Origin of the sequence: Mycobacterium sp. ACS4054 (genome assembly GCF_001667275.1) — a bacterium.
In the GTDB taxonomy this organism is placed as follows: Bacteria; Actinomycetota; Actinomycetes; order Mycobacteriales; family Mycobacteriaceae; genus Mycobacterium.
On the sequence record NZ_LZHV01000028.1, the window covers coordinates 1 to 18,636 of the forward strand.

Annotated in this window: 19 protein-coding genes and 1 pseudogene; 8 read left to right on the forward strand and 12 right to left on the reverse strand. The window is 67.8% G+C overall.

The features are described 5' to 3' along the window. Window positions 1–115 precede the first annotated feature (115 nt). The 3 genes and pseudogenes from hbhA to A5730_RS05250 form a co-directional block, all read right to left on the reverse strand. Window positions 116–721 (reverse strand): heparin-binding hemagglutinin HbhA, encoded by a 606-nt coding sequence (hbhA, locus tag A5730_RS05240; RefSeq protein WP_067896593.1) that lies wholly within the window; start codon window positions 719–721, stop codon window positions 116–118. A 140-nt stretch (window positions 722–861) separates the two neighbouring features. After that, a pseudogene (locus tag A5730_RS05245) lies at window positions 862–1,291 on the reverse strand (helix-turn-helix domain-containing protein); the annotation flags it as partial. 82 nt (window positions 1,292–1,373) lie between these two features. Then, the gene (locus A5730_RS05250; RefSeq protein WP_156745697.1) at window positions 1,374–2,753 is read right to left on the reverse strand and encodes a DUF445 domain-containing protein; all 1,380 of its coding nucleotides are present in this window, start codon (window positions 2,751–2,753) and stop codon (window positions 1,374–1,376) included. 136 nt (window positions 2,754–2,889) lie between these two features. Between A5730_RS05250 and A5730_RS05255 the strand changes: the two genes are divergently transcribed. Together A5730_RS05255 and pcaA are read left to right on the forward strand one after the other, a co-directional pair. Beyond that, window positions 2,890–3,609: a TetR/AcrR family transcriptional regulator gene (locus A5730_RS05255; RefSeq protein WP_067896598.1), complete on the forward strand. Its 720-nt coding sequence runs from the start codon at window positions 2,890–2,892 to the stop codon at window positions 3,607–3,609. 194 nt (window positions 3,610–3,803) lie between these two features. Continuing rightward, on the forward strand, window positions 3,804–4,667 hold the full coding sequence (gene pcaA / locus A5730_RS05260; protein WP_067896601.1) for a cyclopropane mycolic acid synthase PcaA: 864 nt from the start codon (window positions 3,804–3,806) through the stop codon (window positions 4,665–4,667). 30 nt (window positions 4,668–4,697) lie between these two features. On the opposite strand, the gene A5730_RS05265 is transcribed toward pcaA, so the two are convergent. The 3 genes from A5730_RS05265 to A5730_RS05275 all read right to left on the reverse strand — a co-directional run bounded on the left by A5730_RS05265 (window position 4,698) and on the right by A5730_RS05275 (window position 8,065). Beyond that, window positions 4,698–5,561, reverse strand: coding sequence for a 3-hydroxybutyryl-CoA dehydrogenase (locus A5730_RS05265; protein WP_156745698.1), 864 nt, complete (start codon window positions 5,559–5,561; stop codon window positions 4,698–4,700). Between the two features lie 155 nt (window positions 5,562–5,716). Next, on the reverse strand, window positions 5,717–7,003 hold the full coding sequence (gene aceA / locus A5730_RS05270) for an isocitrate lyase (protein ID WP_067896607.1): 1,287 nt from the start codon (window positions 7,001–7,003) through the stop codon (window positions 5,717–5,719). Window positions 7,004–7,270: 267 nt separating this feature from the next. Then, window positions 7,271–8,065, reverse strand: a complete 795-nt coding sequence (locus A5730_RS05275) for an acyl-[acyl-carrier-protein] thioesterase (protein ID WP_067896611.1) — start codon at window positions 8,063–8,065, stop codon at window positions 7,271–7,273. Window positions 8,066–8,227: 162 nt separating this feature from the next. Between A5730_RS05275 and ramB the strand changes: the two genes are divergently transcribed. After that, a complete protein-coding gene (gene ramB, locus A5730_RS05280; RefSeq protein ID WP_067896614.1) occupies window positions 8,228–9,643 on the forward strand; it encodes an acetate metabolism transcriptional regulator RamB in 1,416 nt (471 codons plus the stop codon). After that, window positions 9,640–10,200: a carboxymuconolactone decarboxylase family protein gene (locus A5730_RS05285; RefSeq protein WP_055400696.1), complete on the forward strand. Its 561-nt coding sequence runs from the start codon at window positions 9,640–9,642 to the stop codon at window positions 10,198–10,200. Before ramB ends, A5730_RS05285 begins: the two co-directional genes overlap by 4 nt. Before the next feature lie 10 nt (window positions 10,201–10,210). Here A5730_RS05285 and A5730_RS05290 read toward each other — a convergent pair whose 3' ends face one another. Genes A5730_RS05290 through A5730_RS05315 form a run of 6 tightly spaced genes read right to left on the reverse strand, consistent with a single transcriptional unit; the run spans window position 10,211 to window position 14,777 of the window. After that, window positions 10,211–10,483, reverse strand: a complete 273-nt coding sequence (locus tag A5730_RS05290) for a hypothetical protein (protein WP_067896617.1) — start codon at window positions 10,481–10,483, stop codon at window positions 10,211–10,213. 7 nt (window positions 10,484–10,490) lie between these two features. Beyond that, the gene (gene lpdA / locus A5730_RS05295) at window positions 10,491–11,885 is read right to left on the reverse strand and encodes a dihydrolipoyl dehydrogenase (RefSeq protein WP_067896620.1); all 1,395 of its coding nucleotides are present in this window, start codon (window positions 11,883–11,885) and stop codon (window positions 10,491–10,493) included. Window positions 11,886–11,917: 32 nt separating this feature from the next. Then, a complete protein-coding gene (locus tag A5730_RS05300) occupies window positions 11,918–12,484 on the reverse strand; it encodes a hypothetical protein (protein ID WP_067896623.1) in 567 nt (188 codons plus the stop codon). Continuing rightward, on the reverse strand, window positions 12,477–12,755 hold the full coding sequence (locus A5730_RS05305; protein WP_067896626.1) for a putative holin: 279 nt from the start codon (window positions 12,753–12,755) through the stop codon (window positions 12,477–12,479). Before A5730_RS05305 ends, A5730_RS05300 begins: the two co-directional genes overlap by 8 nt. Window positions 12,756–12,774: 19 nt before the next feature. After that, window positions 12,775–13,254, reverse strand: coding sequence for a DUF779 domain-containing protein (locus A5730_RS05310; protein WP_067896628.1), 480 nt, complete (start codon window positions 13,252–13,254; stop codon window positions 12,775–12,777). Continuing rightward, entirely contained in the window at window positions 13,254–14,777 is a 1,524-nt protein-coding gene (locus A5730_RS05315) for an aldehyde dehydrogenase family protein (protein ID WP_067896631.1), read from the reverse strand. Before A5730_RS05315 ends, A5730_RS05310 begins: the two co-directional genes overlap by 1 nt. Before the next feature lie 67 nt (window positions 14,778–14,844). Between A5730_RS05315 and A5730_RS05320 the strand changes: the two genes are divergently transcribed. The 4 genes from A5730_RS05320 to A5730_RS05335 are packed head-to-tail and all read left to right on the forward strand — an operon-like array spanning window position 14,845 to window position 18,631. After that, window positions 14,845–16,887: a prolyl oligopeptidase family protein gene (locus tag A5730_RS05320; protein ID WP_067896634.1), complete on the forward strand. Its 2,043-nt coding sequence runs from the start codon at window positions 14,845–14,847 to the stop codon at window positions 16,885–16,887. A gap of 9 nt (window positions 16,888–16,896) precedes the next feature. After that, on the forward strand, window positions 16,897–17,208 hold the full coding sequence (locus A5730_RS05325) for a hypothetical protein (RefSeq protein ID WP_067896637.1): 312 nt from the start codon (window positions 16,897–16,899) through the stop codon (window positions 17,206–17,208). 7 nt (window positions 17,209–17,215) lie between these two features. Further along, entirely contained in the window at window positions 17,216–18,133 is a 918-nt protein-coding gene (locus tag A5730_RS05330; protein ID WP_067896641.1) for a crotonase/enoyl-CoA hydratase family protein, read from the forward strand. A gap of 51 nt (window positions 18,134–18,184) precedes the next feature. After that, a complete protein-coding gene (locus A5730_RS05335) occupies window positions 18,185–18,631 on the forward strand; it encodes a DUF5078 domain-containing protein (protein ID WP_055400678.1) in 447 nt (148 codons plus the stop codon). Window positions 18,632–18,636 lie beyond the last annotated feature (5 nt).

Below are 18,636 nucleotides of genomic sequence, written 5' to 3' on the forward strand. Positions count from 1 at the left end.
CCCCCCCCCCCCCCCCCCCCCCCCCCCCCCCCCCCCCCCCCCCCCCCCCCCCCCCCCCCCCCCCCCCCCCCCCCCGGGGCCCCCCCCCCCCCCCCCCCCCCCCCCCCGCCGCGACTTACTTCTGGGTGACCTTCTTGGCGGACGCCTTCTTGGCCGGAGCCTTCTTGGCGGGCGCCTTCTTGGCGGGCGCCTTCTTGGCGACAGCCTTCTGGGCCTTCTTGGCCGACTCGTCGGTCTTCTTGGGCAGCTCGATACCGACCAGCTTGGCGGCGCGCTCGCCGACCGCGCGGGTCTGCGACGCGACGGTGCCCAGGGCCTCCTGGGTCAGCTCGACGGCCTGGTCCACGTAGCCCTCGGCGCGCGCGGAGGCGTCCTCCAGGCCGGTCTGGCTGCGCAGCCGCTGCAGGGCGGCCTCGCCCCGCTCGACCAGCTCGTTGTAGCGGTTGGTCGCCGCGTCCAGGTAGCCCTCGGCCGCCTTGCGCAGTTCGTCGCTGGTGAACCGCTCGCGCAGCTCGCCGATCTGCTCGGGCAGGTCCTCCTGCAGCTTGGTCAGGCGAGCGCGGCTCTCCTCCACCCGGGTGCGGGTGTCGGCGCGCGTCTCTTCGGCGCGGTCACGCAGGTTCGCGATCAGCTCGTTGACCGTCGCCAGGGCCAGGTCGGCCGCGCCGAGGGCCGCGAGCAGCGGGGCCCGCAGATCTTCGATGTTGGTGTTGTCCGCCATGGTGTTTCCTTTCGTTATAGGCGTTCTTGGGTGTCTGTTGTGAAAGCCGGGGCGAGCGGTTCTCCTCCGCTCGCGGGCGCCGGATCCTCGCTTCTGGGTAACCCGGGTGGGCGGTGGGCTATACATCGCCCGGAACCGGCCTCACTCGTCGGCGATGGATTCGGGGGCACACTCCTCGTTGCTCGGTTCGGTGGATTCGTTCTGTTGGGTGAACGACGTGTAGATGTCGAGCAGGATCTGCTTCTGGCGCTCGGTGATCGCGGTGTCGGTGATGATGGCGTCGCGCACCTGGCTCTTGTCGCTGGGCTCGAGGATCCCGGCCCGCACATAGAGCACCTCGGCGGAAACCCGCAAGGCCTTGGCGATTTGGCTGAGCACGTCGGCGGACGGTTTGCGCAGTCCCCGCTCCACCTGGCTCAGATACGGATTGCTCACCCCAGACTTCTCGGCGAGCTGGCGCACCGAGACCTGCGCTTGTTCGCGCTGGGTCCGGATGAAGCTACCGATGTCCGAGGCCATGTCGGAGGCGGCGTTGGACACCTTGGCGGAGAGCTTCTCCTCGGGTGCCATGGCGTGCTCCTGGTCGGACGGTCGATCTGACGGCCCTCAGACTACTACAAGTGCTTGCTATTGCAAGCACTTGTTAGCACTACTAGAAAAACAGCTGCGCGACGGCGTAGATCACCAGGCCGGCGAGCGAGCCGACGACCGTGCCGTTGATCCGGATGAACTGCAGGTCACGGCCCACGTGGAGCTCGATGCGCCGGCTGGCCTCCTCGGCGTCCCAGCGCTCGATGGTGTCGGTGATGATCGCTGTGATCTCCACCCCATACTGGGAAACCAGGTGCTGGGCCGCCCGCACGATCCAGTTGTCCACCTTGTCGCGCAGGTCGGCGTCGTCGCGCAGCGACTCCCCGATGCGGACCACCGTGTCGGCGATGCGGGTGCGCAGCGTGCTGGACGGGTCGTCCACGCCCTCCAGCACCAGCCGTTTCAGCGTCTTCCACGCCGTCGCCGCCGCGTTGGCGATCTCGTCGCGCGCCATCAGCTGCTCTTTGATCGCGTCGGCGCGCGCGATGGTGTCCGCGTCGTGTTGCAGGTCGTCGGCGAATTCGAACAGGAACCGGGTCGCCGACCGGCGCAGCTCGTGATCGGGATTGCGGCGCACCTTGTCGGTGAAGTCCATCAGCTCGCGGTGGATGCGGTCGCCGACCAGGTGGTCGATGAAGCGCGGCGACCACGTCGGCGAATCCCGCTCGACCACCCGCTGGATCACCTCGCCGGCGTTCAGGGACCACTGGAAGGCGCGGTCGGCCAGCAACTGGATCAGCGCCTCCTGGCGGTTCTCGGCCAGCAGGGTCGCCAGCACCCGTCCGACCGGGGGCCCCCACTGCGGTTCGGCGATGCGGCGCACGATCATCCGGTCGATCACCTGCTGGACGTCGTCGTCGCGCAGCAGCTCCACCAACACGCGCAGCACGGTGGCCGTCTCGCCGGCCACCCGCTGCGCGTGCGACGGCTCCGACAGCCACTTGCCGAGCCGTCCGGGCACCTGCGCGTCCCGCAGCTTGGTCTCCACCACCGGCGGCGACAGGAAGTTCTCCCGCACGAAGGTTCCCAGCCCCTCCCCGAGCTGATCCTTCTTGCGCTTGATGATCGCGGTGTGCGGGATGGGGATGCCCAGCGGATGACGGAACAGCGCCGTCACCGCGAACCAGTCGGCCAGCGCGCCGACCATCCCGGCCTCCGAGGCGGCGCCCACGTAACCGACCCAGGCGCCCAGGTTGGCGTGGGCCTGGGCCCATCGGCAGGCCAGGAACAGGCCGGTGGCGCCGATCAGGAAGCTCAGCGCCACGGCCTTCATCCGGCGCAGCGCCACCCGGCGCTCGGCGTCGGCCTGCGGGTCGGCACCGGCGAAGGACTCGGCGAACGACGCGTGCGGTCGCCCCGCAGCGGTCGACGGAATCAGTGCGTCCGGGCCCGCCACTCGGGGGGCCGGCGCTTCGCCTCGCGACGAGGCTCTGTGTACCACCCCACCATCATCTATCGAAGCGGCCGATTGATGCGACGACACTGCTCCCGGGCCCGCAGCGGCGCGCGGTCAGAGTTCGAAACAGGCCCGCACGCCGTAGTATCGAGGGCGTCTAGTGAATGGGATATCGGCGACAGTGGCAGAGCGAATGTTGGCTGTGGCGGCCAAGACGGATGGTCGCAAGCGGCGCTGGCACCAGCACAAGGTGGAGCGCCGCAACGAGTTGGTAGACGGCACGATCGACGCGATCCGGCGCCTCGGCGGCACCATCAGCATGGACGACATCGCCGCGGAGATCGGCGTCTCGAAGACGGTGCTGTACCGCTACTTCGTCGACAAGAACGACCTGACCACCGCCGTGATGATGCGGTTCACGCAGACCACCCTGATCCCCAACATGGCCTCGGCGCTGACCTCCAACCTCGACGGCTTCGACCTGACCCGCGAGGTCATCCGCGTCTACGTCGAAACCGTCGCGAACGAACCCGAGCCCTACCGCTTCGTGATGTCGAACAGCTCGGCCAGCAAGAGCAAGGTGATCGCCGACTCCGAGCGGATCATCGCCCGCATGCTCGCGGTGCTGATGCGCCGCCGGATGCAACAGGCGGGGATGGACACCGGCGGCGCGGAGCCGTGGGCGTACCTGATCGTCGGCGGCGTTCAGCTGGCCACCCACTCGTGGATGTCCTACCCGCGCATGAGCCGCGACGAGCTGATCGACTACCTGACGATGCTGAGCTGGAACGCGCTGAAGGGCATCGTCGAGGTCGGTGGGTCGCTGGAGAAATTCCGCGAGGAGCCCCACCCGTCGCCGATCGTGCCGCCGCCGGGACACCAGGATTCGTCCCCGGCGTAGCCGGCCCACGGCGCGGCGCCGGGGTCGCTCTTTTTGTGCATTCGGGCGCTGTCGTGTGACGCTTTGCACCGCTAGCGAAGACGACTCGCATCGCCGCGACGACTAGCATGCAGGGATGCACCGGGGGTGACGCAGGGTTGCGTCGTGCAGGCCGGCCATCCCGCCTCCGCATAAACGAAAGGCTTTATCTCGACATGTCCGTGCAGCTCACGCCGCATTTTGGAAACGTGCAAGCCCACTACGACTTGTCCGACGACTTTTTCCGGCTGTTCCTGGACCCCACCCAGACCTACAGCTGCGCCTACTTCGAGCGGGACGACATGACGTTGGAAGAGGCGCAGCTCGCCAAGATCGACCTGGCGCTGGGCAAGCTGAAGCTCGAGCCCGGGATGACGCTGCTGGACATCGGCTGCGGCTGGGGCGCGACCATGCGGCGGGCCATCGAGAAGTACGACGTGAACGTCGTGGGCCTGACGCTGTCGGAGAACCAGGCCGAGCACGTGCAGAAGTCGTTCGACGAGATGGACACCCCCCGCACGCGGCGGGTGCTGCTGGAGGGTTGGGAGAAATTCCACGAGCCCGTCGACCGCATCGTGTCGATCGGCGCCTTCGAGCACTTCGGCCGCCAGCGCTACGGCCGCTTCTTCAAGATGGCCTACCAGGTGCTGCCGTCCGACGGAGTGATGTTGCTGCACACCATCGTTCGGCCCTCGTTCAAGGAGGCCCGGGCGCGCGGCATGACGCTGACCCACGAGATCGTGCACTTCTCGCAGTTCATCCTGACCGAGATCTTCCCGGGGGGCTGGCTGCCCACGCCGCAGACGGTCGGCGAGTACGCGGTGACGGCGGGCTTCGAGCTGACCCGGGTGCACTCGCTGCAGCTGCACTACGCGCGGACCCTGGAGACGTGGGCCACGGCCCTGCGGGCGAACCGCGAGGAGGCGATCGCCATCCAGTCGCAAGAGGTCTACGACCGGTACATGAAGTACCTGACCGGCTGCGCCAAGCTGTTCCGCCAGGGCTACACCGACGTTGACCAGTTCACGCTGGAAAAGTAGGCGCGCCAAGCGCTTTCGCGGCGCCCGCCCTCAGTACGTGTAGAAGCCCTGGCCGGTCTTCTTGCCCAGCCGGCCCGCCTCCACCATGCGCAGCAACAGCGGCGGCGGGCCGTACTGCGGCTCCTTGAATTCCTCGAACATCTTGTCCGCGATCAGTTTCAGGGTGTCCAGCCCGACCAGGTCGGACAGCCGCAGCGGACCCATCGGGTGCGACAGCCCGGCGACGACCGCCTTGTCGACGTCTTCGATGGTGGCGAAACCTGCCTCCACCATGCGGATGGCCGACAGCAGGTAGGGCACCAGCAGCGCGTTCACCACGAAGCCGGACCGGTCCGAGCAGCGCACCACCTGCTTGCCCAGCACCGCGCTCGCGAACTCCTCGGTGCGCGCCGCGGCGCCCTCGTCGGTGACCAACGTGCAGACCAACTCGACCAGCGGCAGCACCGGCACCGGGTTGAAGAAGTGCAGCCCGAGCACCCGCTGCGGGTTCTTGGTGGCCGCTGCGATCTTCATGATCGGAATGCTGGAGGTGTTGGACGCCAGCACGGCGTCGGGATCGGTGATGGCGCGGTCGAGTTCGGCGAAGATCTCCGCCTTGACGGCCTCGTCCTCGACGATGGCCTCGATCACCAGCTGGCGGTCGGCGAGGTCCTTCAGATCGGTGGTGAAGGTGAGCTTGCTCAGGGCGCGGTCGCGCTCCCGCTCGGTCACCTTGCCCGCGCTGACGCCGCGCTCCAGCGACTTCACGATGCGGTTGCGTCCGGCGGTGATCAGGGCCTCGGTGGTCTCGAACACCGTCACGTCGACACCGGCGCGGACCGAGACCTCGGCGATGCCGGACCCCATCTGGCCGGCCCCGACCACCCCTACCCGCTGAATCGCTGCGTCGCTCACTGTCATCTCTTTCGGTGTCGTATCGTCTTGCACCGCAATAGGCCCCGCCCAGGTTCGCTGGGCGGGGCCAATGCTACTTCACGGTCAGCAGGCGCTGATTCGCACGATCTGGATCGCAGCGGTGCGATTTCGCGACTGCTCGGCTCCGCAGACGATCAGTGAAACTGACCCTCTTCGGTGGAGCCGGTCAGCGCGGTCGTCGACGAAGTGGGGTCGACGGTGGTGGCGATGCGGTCGAAGTAACCCGCACCGACCTCGCGCTGGTGCTTGGTCGCGGTGTAACCGCGCTCCTCGGCGGCGAACTCGCGCTCCTGCAGCTCGACGTAGGCGGTCATCTGGTTGCGGGCGTAGCCGTAGGCCAGATCGAACATCGAGTAGTTCAGCGCGTGGAAGCCGGCCAGCGTGATGAACTGGAACTTGAATCCCATTGCGCCAAGCTCCTTCTGGAACTTCGCGATGGTGGAGTCATCCAGGTGCTTCTTCCAGTTGAACGACGGCGAGCAGTTGTAGGCCAGCATCTGGTCGGGGAACTCCGCCTTGACGCCCTCGGCGAACTTGGCGGCGAGTTCGAGGTCCGGCGTGCCGGTCTCCATCCAGATCAGGTCCGAGTACGGCGCGTAGGCCTTGGCGCGGGCGATGCAGGGCTCGAGGCCGTTCTTGACCCGGTAGAAGCCTTCCTTGGTCCGCTCACCGGTGATGAACGGCTGGTCACGCTCGTCGACGTCCGAGGTGATCAGCGTGGCCGCCTCGGCGTCGGTGCGGGCGATCACCACCGTCGGCACGCCGGCGACGTCGGCCGCCAGGCGGGCCGAGGTCAGCGTGCGGATGTGCTGCTGGGTCGGGATCAGCACCTTGCCACCGAGGTGACCACACTTCTTCTCCGAGGCGAGCTGGTCCTCCCAGTGCGAGCCCGCGACGCCCGCGGCGATCATCGCCTTCTGCAGCTCGTAGACGTTCAGCGCACCACCGAAGCCGGCCTCGCCGTCGGCGACGATCGGCGCCAGCCAGTTCTCCACCGAGGTGTCGCCCTCGACGCGGGCGATCTCGTCGGCGCGCAGCAGCGCGTTGTTGATCCGGCGGATGACCTGCGGCACCGAGTTGGCGGGGTACAGGCTCTGGTCGGGGTAGGTGTGGCCGGACAGGTTGGCGTCACCGGCGACCTGCCAACCCGACAGGTAGATGGCCTTCAGGCCGGCCCGCACCTGCTGGACGGCCATGTTGCCGGTCAGCGCTCCGAGGGCGTTGATGTACTCCAGGTCGTGCAGCTGCTCCCAGAGCACCTCGGCGCCGCGGCGGGCCAGCGTGTGCTCCTCGACCACGCTGCCCTGCAGGGCGACGACGTCCTTGGCGGTGTAGGTGCGGTTGACGTCCTTCCAGCGGGGGTTGGTGTCCCAGTCCTTCTGGATCTCTTCGGCGCTCTTGGGGGTGCCAACGGCAGACATTGGGCATGCTCCTTCAACGATCTTCACTACTGGTTAGGTGAACGCTTCACCGGCGGTAGCTAGCGGCTCAACTTCGCTGGTGTGCTAACTCGACGATGGCACAGCTGTTGACGCAGGTCCAGCCGTTTCATTTGCCAATTTCGGCAACGACTCCGCGGGATTTAGCAAATCTTGCAAAGATGAACGGGAACTGAACCGTTTCAGAAACTACCGGCCGGTAACCAGAATTCGCAGGTCAGCCGGGAAATTAACGGGACGCTTGTCCGGTTAGCGGGAGAAGAGCGCGGCGACGGCTTTCGTCTCGTCGCCGACCGCGTATGTGAGCGTTGTAACAGTGCGATCGGCCAGGTTGGGACCGAACTGATCGGTCGAACCGGGCGGGTGCACGTGCGAAATGATCTCCAGCTTGTCGCCGAGGGCCACCGGCGCCTCGTGCTCGATGGTGATCCGCAGGGGAAGCTGCATCAGCTCCAGATGAGAGGCCAGGTAGTCCTCGATCACGCTCCAATACACCGAGTTGTTCATGTGGTCGAACAGGTCGATGTCGGTGACCCGGACCGGAAACTCGTGGATCTCCGAGGCGTCGTCCCGGCTGCCCGGCTTCAGGTAGCCCTTCCAGCGCAGCCGGTCGATCGACGTGGTCTTGTGCAGGCCGGCGAGGAAGTCGTCGGAGATGCGCGACGGCATCTGGGTCTCGCGGTTGATGTTGATCCAGAAGGCCTCGGACTCGATCAGGCCGCCCTTGCGCCCGTCGACGCGAACCCGCATCTCACACCAGCGGTTCGAGGTGCCCGAACACCACCGGCGGCACCGCAGCATGTCCTGGAATTCGATCGGGCGGATCAGGTCGAGCATGGTGCGGCGGACGATCCAGAGCGGGTGTGTCTCCTCGAAGCCCATCTCGCGCAGCTGATCCTGCCCGATGTCCTGGATGTGCCGGCACGCCGCGTCCAGCCGCAACCGGCCGGTGCGGTCGATGTCGGCGACCCGCAGCGGCCATTCGCGGTCGAACACGTCGGGGTGCCCGTCGGGAACCGGCATCATTTCTTTGTCCAGGCTCACGGCTTCGCTCCCCGTTTCCTCCTCGTGGGCACCCCAGGCCAGTCCTGGGGCCTCCGCAGCGAATCATGCCAACCACCTGGGTCAAAAACCAATTGCGACGCGAACGCCGCCCCATGCGAACTCTGCCAACGTCCGCTTAGCAACCCCGGTACCCTGGGCAAAGTGTCCAAGACCTTCGTCGGCTCCCGCGTCCGCCAGCTGCGCAACGAGCGCGGGTTCTCTCAGGCCGGCCTGGCGCAGATGCTGGATATCTCGCCGAGCTACCTGAACCAGATCGAGCACGACGTTCGCCCCCTGACGGTGGCGGTGTTGCTGCGCATCACCGAGGTGTTCGGCGTGGATGCGACGTTCTTCGCCTCCCAGGACGACACCCGGCTGGTCGCCGAGCTGCGCGAGGTCACCCTGGACCGCGACCTGGACATCGATGTCGAACCCGCCGAGGTGGCCGAGATGGTCGCCGCGCACCCGGGGCTGGCCCGGGCGGTGGTCAACCTGCACCGGCGCTACCGGATCACCACCGCGCAGCTGGCGGCCGCCACCGAGGAGCGGTTCTCCGACGGCAGCGGCAGCGGGTCGATCACCATGCCGCACGAGGAGGTCCGCGACTACTTCTACCAACGCCAGAACTATCTGCACGAGCTGGACACCGCCGCCGAAGACCTGACCATCCAGATGCGGATGCATCACGGCGACCTGGCTCGCGAGCTGAACCGCCGGCTGACCGAGGTGCACGGCGTGCACATCAACCGCCGCATCGATCTCGGCGACACCGTGCTGCACCGGTTCGACCCCGCCACCAAGACGCTGGAGATCAGCAACCACCTCTCGCTGGGTCAGCAGGTTTTCAAGATGGCCGCCGAGTTGGCCTACCTCGAATACGGCGACCTGATCGACGCGTTGGTCCAGGAGGGCAAGTTCACCAGCGACGAGTCGCACACCCTGGCCCGGCTGGGGCTGGCCAACTACTTCGCCGCGGCCGCGGTGCTGCCCTACCGCCAATTCCATGACGTCGCGGAGAATTTCCGTTACGACGTCGAGCGGCTGTCCTCCTTCTACTCGGTGAGTTACGAGACCATCGCGCACCGGCTTTCGACGCTGCAGCGGCCGTCGATGCGCGGCGTGCCGTTTTCGTTCGTCCGGGTGGACCGGGCCGGCAACATGTCAAAACGCCAGTCGGCCACCGGTTTTCACTTCTCGTCCAGCGGCGGGACCTGCCCGCTGTGGAACGTGTACGAGACGTTCGCCAACCCGGGCAAGATCCTGGTGCAGATCGCCCAGATGCCCGACGGCCGCAACTACATGTGGGTGGCCCGCACCGTGGAGCGCCGCGCCGCCCGGTATGGTCAGCCGGGTAAAACCTTCGCGATCGGGCTGGGCTGCGAGCTTCGCCACGCGCACCGGCTCGTCTACTCGGAAGGACTCGACTTGTCGGGTGATATCGCCACACCGATCGGCGCGGGCTGCCGCGTCTGCGAGCGCGACAACTGCCCGCAGCGGGCGTTCCCGGCGCTGGGGCGCGCCCTGGATCTGGACGAGCACCGCAGCACGGTCTCCCCTTACCTGGTGCAGCAACCGTGACCGCGCCTGAAAACGGCCGCATCCCGTCGGGGCGGTTGCGTGAACTCGGGCTGATCAACTGGATTCTGGCGAAGTCGGCCGCCCGCAAGGTCCGCGCGCCCGAGATGCACCTGTTCACCACGCTGGGCCAGAACAAGTTCCTGTTCCTGGTGTGGAGCATCTACAGCGGCCGCGTGCTGCGCGGCCGGCTGCCGGCGATCGACACCGAGCTGGTGATCCTGCGGGTCGCGCACCTGCGCTCGTGCGAATACGAGCTGCAGCACCATCGCCGGATGGCCGCCAGGCAGGGGCTCGACGCGGACCTGCAGGCCGCGATCTTCGCCTGGCCCGAGCGGCTGGAGCCGGTCGAGGCGCGGCTGACCGTGCGCCAGCAGGCGCTGCTGACCGCGACGGACGAGTTCGTCAAGGACCGCACCATCACCGACGCCACCTGGCAGCAGCTGGCCCAGCACCTGGACCGGCGTCAGCTGATCGAATTCTGCTTGCTGGCAAGCCAATACGACGGCCTGGCCGCGACCATGTCGGCCCTGGCAATCCCGCTGGACAACCCCCGCTAGACCCGCCCGCTCACAGGTAGACGCTGGCGAACACGGCCAGCGTCAGCAGTAGCGGCGGCACCGGCAGCCCGAACCCGAAGCCCGACCACGCGTACTTTCGGCGCCGGCGCTGCAACGACGCCCACATCGTCGCGCAGACCGCCAGGGCGAGCGAGGCCAGCAACACCGTCGGCGCCCACTGCCCCACCGCCGCGTTGTCGTCGGCGATCGAAAAAGCGAGCAGCCACAGGACATAGCCCGCGGCGAGGCCGCCGACGGCCCCCAGAACGACGTCGCTGCGCATGGGCCCGTCAGAAGTTGATCATGTGGCCGGTCAAGCCGTGGAAGCACTCCTGCAGCGCCTCCGACAACGTCGGGTGGGTGTGCACATTGCGGGCCAGCTCGGTGGCGGTCAGGTCCCACTTCTGCGCCAACGTCAGCTCGGGCAGCAGCTCGGACACGTCGTGGCCGATCAGGTGCCCGCCCAGCAGCTCGAGGTGTTTCGCGTCGGCGATCAGCTTGACGAAGCCGCTGGGGTCGCCCAGGCCGTGCGCCTTGCCGTTGGCGGTGAACGGGAACTTGGCCACCACCACGTCGTAGCCCTCGTCGCGGGCCTGCTGCTCGGTCAGCCCGAAGCTGGCCACCTGCGGCTGGCAGAACGTCGCGCGCGGCAGCATCCGGTAGTCGCCCAGCGCCAGAGTCTCTGCGCCGGCGATGGTTTCGGCCGCTACCACCCCCATGGCTTCTGCGACGTGAGCGAGCATCAGCTTGCCGGTGACGTCCCCGATAGCGTAGATGTGCGGCACGCTGGTGATCATGTAGTCGTTGATCCCGATCGCCTTGCGGCCGGTGAGCGCGACGCCGGTGTTCTCCAGGCCGTAGCCCTCGACGTTGGGCGCAAAACCGATGGCCTGCAACACCTTTGCGGCCTTGAGCTCCTGCTTCTCGCCGTCCTTGCTGACGGCGACGGTCACCTCGGAGCCGTTGTCGTCGATCGACTCGACCTTGGTTCCGGTGAGGATCTTGATGCCCAGCTTCTTGAACTGCTTCTCGATCTCCTTGGACACGTCGGCGTCCTCGTTGGGCAGCGCGCGCGGCAGGAACTCCACGATGGTCACGTCGACGCCGTAGTTCTTCAGCACGTAGCCGAACTCCATGCCGATCGCGCCGGCCCCGGCGATCACGATCGACTCGGGCAGCTCCCGGGACAGGATCTGCTCCTCGTAGGTGACCACGTTGGTCGACAACGAGGTCCCCGGAACCAGCCGGGTGCTGCTGCCGGTGGCGATGATGGCGTTATCGAACGTGACGTTCTCGGTGCCACCGTCGTTCAGCTCGACCGAGAGCGTGTTGGCGTCGGTGAACCGGCCGTAGCCGTGGATCTCGGTGATCTTGTTCTTCTTCATCAGGAAGTGCACGCCCGCGACCCGGCCCTCGGCCACCTTGCGGCTGCGGTCGAAGGCGGTGCCGTAATCGAAGGTCGCCTCGCCGTTCATGCCGAACGTCTTGGCCTCCTTGGTGAAGATGTGCACCAGCTCGGCGTTGCGCAGCAGCGCCTTGGACGGGATGCAGCCGACGTTGAGGCACACACCACCCCAGTACTTCGGCTCGACGACTGCGGTGTTCAGGCCGAGCTGTGCGGCGCGAATGGCTGCGACATATCCGCCGGGACCGGCCCCGACGACGACGACGTCAAAATGGGTCACGGCCCTACCCTAGTGGCCCCGCGGGCCGGGCGTTAATACGGAACGACGCCCAGCAGGCAGTGGCCGACGCGCGCGCAGTGGTAGTAGCCAGCCACGGGCGCCGCGGCGGCCAGGGCGGCGAACGGCCCCGACATCACCGCCAGCGACAGCGCCGAAACCAGCGGCCGGCCCTCCACCATGGCGAGCAGCACGCCACCGACGGCGCACGCCACCACGTACACCAGGACCGCGAACAACGCCGGTGTCTTGTCGCCCGCGTGGTACCACCAATAGAACAGGCCGAGGCCGACGACGGCCGCCACGAACCAGACGCCGAGGATGACCAGCAGCAGCTTCCACCACTTGAGGTAGAAGTAGCGCCCGGGGACGGTGACGGGCTGCACCGGCACGACGGCGGATTCGGCCTCGTCATCGTCCGGCGCGGCGGCCGGCTCGGCCGGTTCCGGCGCGTCCTTCGCGGCGGCCGGGCGCCCGCCGGTGTCGTCGTCGTCCGAGAAATCCGGCACCCACGACTGCGTCCCGGTGTCCTCCTCGGAATCGGAGAAGTCCGGCACCCATGACTGGGTCCCCGGGCTCGACGGGGTGTCCTCGTCAGCCACCGGCCGTCACCTGAAGGGCGACGAGCACGCCGAACCAGCCCGGTCCCACCGACAGGACGAACGCGCCCAGCATGGTCACCCATCGACGCCCGGAGAAGAGGATGGTCACCAGCCCGAGGGTGCCGGGAATTCCCACCACCAACGCCAGGGCGACGGCCGGGCGGACATCCCCGTGGGCCGGGACGGCGAATCCCACCCCCGCCAGCAGCCCGAGCGCGGCGCCAATCAGCATGGCGCCGGCCAATAGTCGCGGGCGCGGCAGCGGGATCACGCTTTCGACACTACTGGCCTCACCGACCCGGAGGGCACGTTCGCAGCGCCGCGTCGGCCACCACCCGGCCGCGCGCGGACGGGCGTTCACCGCGCTCGTAATCGGCGCCGGTGATCACCGGCGCGGCCCGCAGCACCGCCTGCTCGTCGTCGCTGAAGACCCGTCCGCGCGACAGGAACCGCAGCCCTTCGGGCGCCTCCAGGCTGAAGCCGCCGCCGCGGCCGGGGACCACGTCGATCACCAGTTGGGTGTGCTTCCAGGTCTCGTACTGCGGGCCCGAAATCCACACCGGCACCCCGTCACCGACGTCGAGGACGCCGAGCAGGACGTCGCGGTCACCGACCAGAAAGTCCCCGCGCGGGTAGCACATCGGCGACGACCCGTCGCAGCAGCCGCCGGACTGGTGGAACATCACCGGGCCGTGCCGCTGTTGCAGTCGCTCCAGCAGTTCGGCGGCGGGGGCGGTGATGACCACCCCGGTGACGGGGTCCCGGGCCATCAGAAGAAACCGAGCGCCTTGTCCGAGTAGGACACCAGCATGTTCTTGGTCTGCTGGTAGTGCTCGAGCGCCATCTTGTGGCACTCACGCCCGAAGCCGGACAGCTTGTAGCCGCCGAACGCCGCGTGCGGCGGATACACGTGGTAGCAGTTGACCCAGACCCGGCCGGCCTGGATGTCGCGGCCGGCCCGGTAGGCGGTGTTGCCGTCGCGGCTCCACACGCCCGCGCCCAGGCCGTAAAGGGTGTCGTTGGCCATCGCGATCGCGTCGTCGTAATCGGAGAACGGCGCCACCGCCACCACCGGCCCGAAGATCTCCTCCTGGAAGATCCGCATGCCGTTGTTGCCCGAGAAGATCGTCGGCTGCATGTAGTAGCCGCCGGACAGGTCGCCGCCAAGCTCGGCCCGCTCGCCGCCGGTGATCACCTTGGCGCCCTCGTCCTGGCCGATCGCGATGTAGGACAGGATCTTTTCCAACTGGTCGTTCGACGCCTGCGACCCCAGCATGGTTTCGCTGTCCAGCGGGTCGCCCTGGCGGACCGCCTTGGTCCGGATGGCGGCCAGTTCGAGGAACTCGTCGTAGATGTCGGCCTGGATCAGGCTGCGCGACGGGCAGGTGCACACCTCGCCCTGGTTGAGGGCGAACATGGTGAAGCCCTCGAGCGCCTTGTCCTGGAAGTCGTCGCCGCGCGCCATCACGTCGTTGAAGAAGATGTTGGGGCTCTTGCCGCCCAGCTCCAGGGTCACCGGGATCAGGTTCTGGGAGGCGTATTGCATGATCAGCCGCCCGGTGGTGGTCTCCCCGGTGAACGCGATCTTGGCGATCCGGTTGCTCGAGGCCAGCGGCTTGCCGGCCTCCGCGCCGAACCCGTTGACCACGTTGACCACTCCGGCGGGCAGCAGGTCCCCGATGAGCGACATGAGGTAGAGCACCGAGGCCGGGGTCTGCTCGGCGGGCTTGAGCACCACCGCGTTGCCGGCCGCGAGGGCGGGCGCCAGCTTCCAGGCGGCCATCAGGATCGGGAAGTTCCACGGAATGATCTGCCCCACCACGCCGAGCGGCTCGTGGAAGTGGTAGGCAACGGTGTCGTCGTCGATCTGGGACAGCGAACCCTCCTGCGCGCGCAGCGCCGCGGCGAAATACCGGAAATGGTCGGCCGCCAACGGGATGTCGGCGGCCAGCGCCTCGCGCACCGGTTTGCCGTTGTCCCACACCTCGGCGACGGCCAGCGCCGCCGTGTGCTCATCGATGCGGTCCGCGATCTTGTTCAATATGGCCGCCCGCTCGGCGGGGGCGGCCTTGCCCCAGGCCGGGGCCGCCGCGTGGGCGGCGTCGAGCGCCTTGTCCACGTCGGTCTCGTCGGAGCGCGGTATCTCGCAGAACGGCTGGCCGGTCACCGGTGAGGGGTTCTCGAAATAGCGGCCGGCCGCCGGGGCGACCCACTGGCCCCCGATGAAGTTCTGGTACCGGGATTCGTACGACATCAGCGCCCCGGCAGCACCCGGACGTGCGAAAACAGTCATCTGCTGCGCTCCTCGTCTCGCCTGTGTAATACACCTCACAGTACCGCCGCGGGCCACAATGGCAGCCATGACGTCACACGCCGCCGCCACCCCCGAGGACCCGCACGACCCCTACCTGTGGCTCGAGGATGTCACGGGCGATGAGGCGCTGGACTGGGTGCGCGCGCGCAACGAACCGACGCTGGCCAAGTTCCGCGACGAGGCTTTCGAGCGGATGCGCACCGAGGCGCTCGAGGTGCTCGACACCGACGCCCGCATCCCTTACGTGGTGCGCCGCGGCGAGCACCTGTACAACTTCTGGCGCGACGCCGCCAACCCGCGCGGCGTGTGGCGGCGCACCACGCTGGACAGCTACCGCTCCGATTCCCCGCAGTGGGACGTGCTGATCGACATAGATGAACTGGGGCGCGCTGACAATCAGAAGTGGGTGTGGGCCGGCGCCGGCGTCATCGAACCCGAGTACACCCGCGCCCTGGTCGCGCTGTCCCCGGGCGGCTCGGACGCCTCCGTCGTGCGCGAATTCGACATGGCGACAAGGGAATTCCTCGACGATGGATTCCAGCTGCCGGAGGCCAAGTCGCAGCTGAGCTGGGTGGACCTCGATACCGTCCTGGTGGGCACGGACTTCGGCGACGGCTCGCTGACCGACTCGGGCTACCCGCGGGTGATCAAGCGGTGGCGCCGGGGCACGCCGCTGACCGAGGCCGAGACCGTGTTCTCCGGCGACCGCACCGACGTTCGGGTGTCGGCGTCGGTGGATCGCACCCCCGGCTTCGAGCGCACCCTGCTCGGGCGCGCCCTCGACTTCTGGAACGAAGAGGTCTACGAACTGCGCGGCTCGGCAGAGCACCCCGAGCTGATCCGGATCGACGCTCCCACCGACGCGAGCCTGTCGATACACCGCGAATGGCTGTTGATCGAGCTGCGCACCGAATGGTTCTACGGCGCCGACAGCTATCCGGCCGGCGCCCTGCTGGCGGCCGACTACGACGAATTCCTCGCGGGCACAGCACAATTGACCGTGGTGTTCGCACCCGACGAGCACACCGCGTTGAACCACTACGCATGGACGCGCGACCACCTGCTGATGGTCACCCTTGCCGACGTGGCCAGCCGCGTGGAGATCGTCACGCCAGGAAACTGGCGCCGGGAGCCGATCCCGGGCATTCCGGACGCGACCAACACCGTCGTGGTCGCCGCCGACGACACCGGCGACGAGTTCTTCCTGGACTCCAGCGGATTCGTCACGCCGCCGCGGCTCATGCGCGGTACCGGCACCGGCCCGCTCGAACAGATCAAGTCCGCGCCCGCCTTCTTCGACGCCGAAAACATGACGGTGGCACAGCATTTCGTGCCCTCGCGGGACGGCACGCCGATCCCCTACTTCGTGGTGCGCCCCGCCGACGCGCGCGGCCCCGGCCCGACCATGCTGTACGGCTACGGCGGCTTCGAATCGTCCAACACCCCGGCCTACAGCGGGGTGCTCGGCCGGCTGTGGCTGGGCCGCGGCGGTACCTACGTGCTCGCCAACATCCGCGGCGGCGGCGAATACGGGCCCGGCTGGCACACCCAGGCGATGCGCGAGGGCCGGCACAAGGTAGCCGAGGATTTCGCCGCGGTGGCAACCGATTTGGTGGAACGCGGCATCACGACCGTTGACCAGCTCGGCGCGCAGGGCGGCAGCAACGGCGGCCTGCTGATGGGCATCATGCTGACCCAGTACCCGGAGAGATTCGGCGCGCTGGTCTGCAGCGTGCCGCTGCTGGACATGAGGCGCTACCACCTGTTGCTCGCCGGCGCGTCGTGGATGGCCGAGTACGGCGACCCGGACAACCCGCAGGACTGGGCGTTCATTTCGGAATACTCTCCCTACCAGAACATTTCGGCGACGCGCCACTACCCGCCGGTGCTGATGACCACGTCGACGCGCGACGACCGGGTCCATCCGGGCCACGCCCGCAAGATGACGGCGGCGCTTCAGGCCGCCGGCCACCCGGTCTTCTACTACGAGAACATCGAGGGCGGCCACGCCGGGGCGGCCGACAACGAACAGGTCGCGTTCAAGTCCGCCCTGACCTACTCGTTCCTCTGGCGGATGCTGGGCCCATAGGATCGTGGCGTGTCAGCGACCCAACGCATCGAACTCACCCTGCTGGCGACCGGGCTGATCTTCGTCCTGGTTTCGGCGGCGCAGGCACGCTACCGATTCATCGGCGACCGCCGCGCCGGCCGGCGGTTCTACTGGGCGACCGCGGCGATCGGCACCGTCTGCTTCGCGATCGGCACGGGCCGGCTCTGGCCCAACGCCGTCTGCGTGACGCTGATCTTCTCCGGGCTGATCGTCATGTCGGCCTACCTGACGACGCCCTACCTGAAGATCGGCGACCGCATCTACGCGTCGTCACCGGAAAACCGCCAGCCCGACCCCTAGGGAAGCCATGCCGACACCCGACTTCGAGACGCTGCTGTACACAACGGCCGGCCCGGTTGCCACCATCACGCTGAACCGTCCGGAGCAGCTCAACACCATCGTGCCGCCCATGCCGGACGAGATCGAGGCGGCCATTGGGCTGGCCGAGCGCGACCCGGCCGTCAAGGTCATCGTGTTGCGCGGCGCTGGCCGGGCGTTCTCCGGCGGCTACGACTTCGGCGGCGGCTTCCAGCACTGGGGCGACGCCATGATGACCGACGGGCAATGGGACCCCGGCAAGGACTTCGCGATGGTCAGCTCCCGCGAGACCGGGCCGACGCAGAAGTTCATGGCCATCTGGCGCGCGTCCAAGCCCGTCATCGCCCAGGTGCACGGCTGGTGCGTCGGCGGGGCCAGCGACTACGCGCTGTGCGCCGACCTGGTCATCGCCAGCAACGACGCGGTGATCGGCACCCCGTACAGCCGGATGTGGGGCGCGTACCTGAGCGGGATGTGGCTCTACCGGCTCAGTTTCGCCAAGGTCAAGTGGCATTCGCTGACCGGCCGCCCGCTGACCGGGGTGCAGGCGGCCGAGATCGAGCTGATCAACGAGGCGGTGCCGTTCGAGCGGCTCGAGGCGCGGGTCGCGGAGGTCGCCGCCGAGCTGGCCCGGATCCCGTTGTCGCAGCTGCAGGCGCAGAAGCTGATCGTCAACCAGGCCTACGAGAACATGGGGTTGGCGTCCACGCAGACGCTCGGCGGCATTCTCGACGGCCTGATGCGCAACACCCCGGACGCCCTCGACTTCATCACCACCGCCCAGACCCGGGGCGTGCGCGCCGCGGTCGAGCGCCGCGACGGTCCGTTCGGCGACTACAGCCAGGCCCCGCCGGAGCTGCGGCCCGACCCCACACACGTCATCGTGCCTGATCGGGACCAATGCTGAGCTGACCTAGGAATTCTCCGCCGGCGGCCAAAAAGTGTTACCGTAGTTCCTATGTCTCGGCTGAGTTCTGGCCTGCGTGCAGGCGTCGCTGTCCTCGCCCTGGGTATCGCCGCCACGGCGTTCCCGAAAACGGCCCTGGCCGATTCCACCGAGGACTTCCCGATCCCGCGCAGGATGATCAACACCACCTGCGACGCCGAGCAGATCATGGCGGCCACCCGCGACACCAGCCCGGTGTACTACCAGCGCTACATGATCGACTTCAACAACCACCCGAACGTTCAGCAGGCGACCATCGACAAGGTGCACTGGTTCTACTCGCTGTCGCCGGAGGATCGCCGGACGTATTCCGAGAACTTCTACAACAACGACCCACTGTGGTACGCCTGGCCGAACCACATGAAGCTGTTCTTCAACAACAAGGGCGTCGTCGCCAAGTCGACCGACGTGTGCGCCCAATACCCGCCCGGCGACATGTCGGTGTGGAACTGGGCCTAACGGCT